At 65.3% G+C, this 1,321-nt stretch carries 1 protein-coding gene; it reads right to left on the reverse strand.

Annotation, left to right across the window (positions count from 1 at the left end; all coding sequences use genetic code 11):
* Window positions 1-116: 116 nt before the first annotated feature.
* On the reverse strand, window positions 117-1,321 hold a 1,205-nt coding region (gene atpA / locus QM693_RS37460), incomplete at its 5' end, for a F0F1 ATP synthase subunit alpha (protein WP_283354830.1).

Consider the following 1,321-nt stretch of genomic DNA (forward strand, 5'->3'; position numbering starts at 1 on the left):
GCCTTGGTGATCTTCTTGGTCGAGTTGACCGACTTGATGCGAGACCTCAGTTCGAGAATGCTTGCCATCGATCGATCACTCTCCCTTCATGTTTCGCAGCATCATGGACAGGCCGCTCACTTGCTGACGGTGGTGCGCTTGACGTTGATCTGCTCGTGGCCGACCTCGCCGGCGTCCAGAGCTTCGGCCTCGGCCTCGTTCACGACCCGGCTTCCGTCGGACGCGATGAAGGTTTCCTTGAACTTGTCGGTGGCCTCGACCAGCGCCTTGGCGTTGTCGGCGTCGAGGGCCTTGCCGCCCTTGATGCTCTCGTACACGCCGGAGGCGGTGCGGTGCAGCTCGTCGAGCAGTTCGGCCTCGAAGCGGCGGACGTCGCCGACCGGCACGCTGTCGAAGACACCTTCGCCGGCGAGGTAGATCGACACGATCTGGTCTTCGACGGGGATCGGGCTGTACTGATCCTGCTTGAGCAGCTCCACCAGGCGGGCACCACGCTCGAGCTGTGCCTTCGAGGCGGCGTCCAGGTCGGAGGCGAAGGCGGAGAACGCCTCGAGCTCACGGAACTGAGCCAGCTCCAGACGCAGCGAACCGGAGACCTTCTTCATGCCCTTGGTCTGCGCGGCGCCACCGACTCGGGACACCGAGATGCCGACGTTGATGGCGGGGCGGACACCCTTGTTGAACAGGTCCGACTCGAGGAACACCTGACCGTCGGTGATGGAGATGACGTTGGTCGGGATGTAGGCCGAGACGTCGTTGGCCTTGGTCTCGATGATCGGCAGCGCGGTCAGCGAGCCTCCACCCAGGGCGTCGGACAGCTTGGCCGAACGCTCCAGCAGGCGGGAGTGCAGGTAGAAGACGTCACCGGGGTATGCCTCACGTCCCGGCGGGCGACGCAGCAGCAGCGAGATGGCGCGGTACGCCTCGGCCTGCTTGGTCAGGTCGTCGAACACGACCAGGACGTGCTTGCCCTGGTACATCCAGTGCTGGCCGATGGCGGAGCCGGTGTAGGGCGCGAGCCACTTGAAACCGGCGGAGTCGGAGGCCGGGGCGGCGACGATGGTGGTGTACTCCATCGCGCCCTGCTCCTCGAGGGCAGCCTTGACACCCGCGATGGTGGAGCCCTTCTGGCCGATCGCGACGTAGATGCAGCGAACCTGCTGCTTCTCGTCGCCGGTCTCCCAGTTGGCCTTCTGGTTCAGGATCGCGTCGATGCAGACGGCGGTCTTGCCCGTCTTACGGTCGCCGATGACGAGCTGACGCTGTCCGCGGCCGATCGGGGTCATCGCGTCGATGGCCTTGATGCCGGTCTGCAGCGGCT

The sequence above is a fragment of the Rhodococcus sp. IEGM 1305 genome (genome assembly GCF_030058635.1).
Classification (GTDB): Bacteria; Actinomycetota; Actinomycetes; order Mycobacteriales; family Mycobacteriaceae; genus Rhodococcus_F; species Rhodococcus_F opacus_D.